Genomic DNA, 2,652 nt, shown 5'->3' with positions numbered 1-2,652 from the left:
CGCCGCCCGGTCGACGGCGACGCCTCCGCCCGCGAGGGCCGCGGCCGAGGCGGCGACCGCCGCCGCCTTCCCGCCGCCTGCGATGTCGGCGAGCGCCTGGAGCTTCACGGCCGAGGAGGCGACGCCGTCGTGCACGCCGGCGCCGAGCGCCTCCCACACGCGGGAGACGAGAGAGCTCGACGACTCGGCGCTCGCGGCGACATCGGCCCCGCCGCCGACGCCGCCCGCGAGGGGGACGAGCGCGCCCGCGGGGAGGAGGACGCCGAGGGCCGCACGTTCGTCGTGGAGGGCGCGGACGCGAGCGCGGCAGCCCGGGCAGTTGCGGAGGTGCGGGCGCACCGCGGCGAGGTCCTCCGCGACCGCCGAGCCGTCGTGCATCGCCTCGAGCACCGGCGCCCAGCGCTCGCACTCCTCTCCCGACTCCATCCCGGCGAGCCGGGCTCGCAGGCGCGCCCGCCCCTCCGTGAGACACCGATTCACCTTCGTCCGCGTCCAGCCGAGCTCGCTCGCGATCTGGTCGTAGCTGCGGCCCGCCGCGTGGAGCCCGAGAGCCTGGGCCTCGGCGGGCTTGAGATGGCGCATCGCCTCGGCGGTGCGCGCGAGCCGCTCGAACGCGATGACCCGGTCGTCGGGAGCGGCCGCGTCGCGCGCGGGGACCGCGTCGAGATCGATCTCCCCCGCCCCGAGCGCCCGCGAGCGCTGCGCGCGCAGGGCGATCGCCTCGCGACGGACGACGACGTGCAGCCAGCGGTCGGCACGCGCCGGATCGATGCGCCCGGCGTGGCGCACCATGATCTCCGCGCCGCGCTGGAACGCGTCGGCGGCGTCTTCGGCGCACAGCGAATGCCGGCGCGCGGTCCGCAGGACCGCGTCCGCGTGCTGGGTGAGCGTGCGCACGACGAGGTCGTCGCGTCCGCGCATGCGATCGTTCGGCGGCGCGCCCCGCCGCGCCTCGCTGACTGCCATCCCTGACCTGCCTCCGTGGACCGTTCCCCTGGTCCTTCGAGGCGACGCAGCGTAGAGCTCTCCCCCCTCCCCGTCCGCGGAACGTCCGCAAATTGCGGACGATTCGTCGTCAGTCCGCGTCGACGGGGGGCTCGCCGACCCCGAGAACGGTCCGCGCGCGGTCCCGCACCGCCTCGTCGGGCTCGGCGGTCGCCGCCGCCCGGATGCGCGGCAGCGCCGGCGGGAGGTCCCAGTTGCGCAGCGCGAGGTCGAGGGCGGCGACCGGCACGTCGAGGGCGTGCGCGAGCTCGCTGCTGCGGCGCGAGATGTTGATGGCGTCACCGATGCCGAAGGCGCGCTTCGCCGCGAGCACGGTGGGATCCGAGGCGTCGGCGCCCGCCATGAGCGTCCACGGCTCGAGGTCGACGAGCCCCAGCCGGCCGACGAGGACGAGGAGCTCGTACCGCGCGGCGCGGCCGAGCCCGGGGAGCGAGAGCCGCTCGAAGGCGCGGTCGAAGCGCCGTGGCGCCGTCCAGGTCGCGTCGCCGTCGAAGGCCGCGCCCTGACCGCCGGCCCGTCCCGCCCACGCGCGATAGGCGGCGAACGTCGCTGCGGCGCCCCGCCGCGCGTCGACGCCGGCCCGGGGACCGAGAGCGAGGTCGGCGGGGTCGGGGTCCTCGCCGGAGGACCACGTCGTGCGGACCGCGGAGATCGTCGCCCACGGGTCCTCGTCCTCGAGCGGGCTGAGGACGGCGATCTGGGCGGCGAGCCACAGGCCCTCCTCGCGGTCCTCCGCGAGCGCGGCCTCGGCGTAGAGCCCGGGCGGGTCCGTCGCGAGCTCGTCCAGGCGCGCGACCGCGAACGCCAGCTCGTCGGCGAGCCGGACGGCGTCGGCGCTCGCGCGCAGGCCGGGGACGAGCTCGTGCGAGTAGCCGTCGTCGGCCTCGCGGGCGACGCGGCGCACCGTCACGCCGCTCGCGCCCCGCCCGCGTGTCGCCGACCGCGCCGGCGTCGACGAGGCGCGTGCCCGCTGCGTCCGTGACGGCGCCGGGCGGTTCCGGGCGGGCTCCTTCTTCGCGCAGATGGGGCAGCGGTCCTCGAAGCGGCCGTGACGGCAGAAGCTCGGCATCTCCCCCAGTCTAGGCCCGCCCGCGCGCCGGCCTCACGTCCCGTCGCGGCCGGTCCGCACGCCCCACGACGCGGCGAGGAGCGCCGGGTCGGAGTCGTACGGCGGGGTCGCCTGGCGGCGCGTCATGCGCGTCGGCCGCTCACCGGCCCGCCAGCGCGCGAGCAGGCGCGGCAGCCCGGTCGTGAGCCAGGAGTGCAGGACGAGCGCCGCGAGCACGGCGACGACGGCGAGGATGACCGCCGGCAGGACGCTCTTCTGGAGGACGCAGTAGCCCTGCCCCTCGCCGGCCGGCGGGCAGCGACCCTCGACGGAGTCGAGCGGGAGGCCCCAGGCGAGCCCGACCGCGAGCCCGACCGCCACGAGCACGAGGCGGAGCGCGCCCGAGGCGCGCCGGGACGGCACGGGGGCCGGCGCCGAGGGGCGGGCCGGCGCGGCCGCGACGGCGGCGGCCCTCGGACGGGACGGCGCGGCAGAGCGGGCCGCCGCGCAGAGGAGATCCGCGCGGACCCGCGTCTCGCGGCACGCGAGGACGAGCTCGGCGTCGGGGAGGCGCGTCGCGTGCCCGCGCGGGATGCCGC

At 78.3% G+C, this 2,652-nt stretch carries 3 protein-coding genes; all 3 read right to left on the bottom strand.

The features are described 5' to 3' along the window. A partial coding sequence (locus tag ACME2J_RS22225) for an RNA polymerase sigma factor (RefSeq protein WP_495547131.1) occupies window positions 1-921 on the bottom strand: 921 nt, incomplete at its 3' end. 154 nt (window positions 922-1,075) lie between these two features. Beyond that, the gene (locus ACME2J_RS22220) at window positions 1,076-2,074 is read right to left on the bottom strand and encodes an alpha-glutamyl/putrescinyl thymine pyrophosphorylase clade 3 protein (protein WP_495547130.1); all 999 of its coding nucleotides are present in this window, start codon (window positions 2,072-2,074) and stop codon (window positions 1,076-1,078) included. Window positions 2,075-2,107: 33 nt separating this feature from the next. Continuing rightward, the coding region (locus ACME2J_RS22215) for a hypothetical protein (RefSeq protein WP_495547129.1) at window positions 2,108-2,652 on the bottom strand (545 nt) is incomplete at its 5' end.

Source organism: Paraconexibacter sp., from assembly GCF_059438195.1.
The sequence above is the reverse complement of the archived record's forward strand: the minus strand, read 5'-3'. Positions and strand labels throughout refer to the sequence as shown.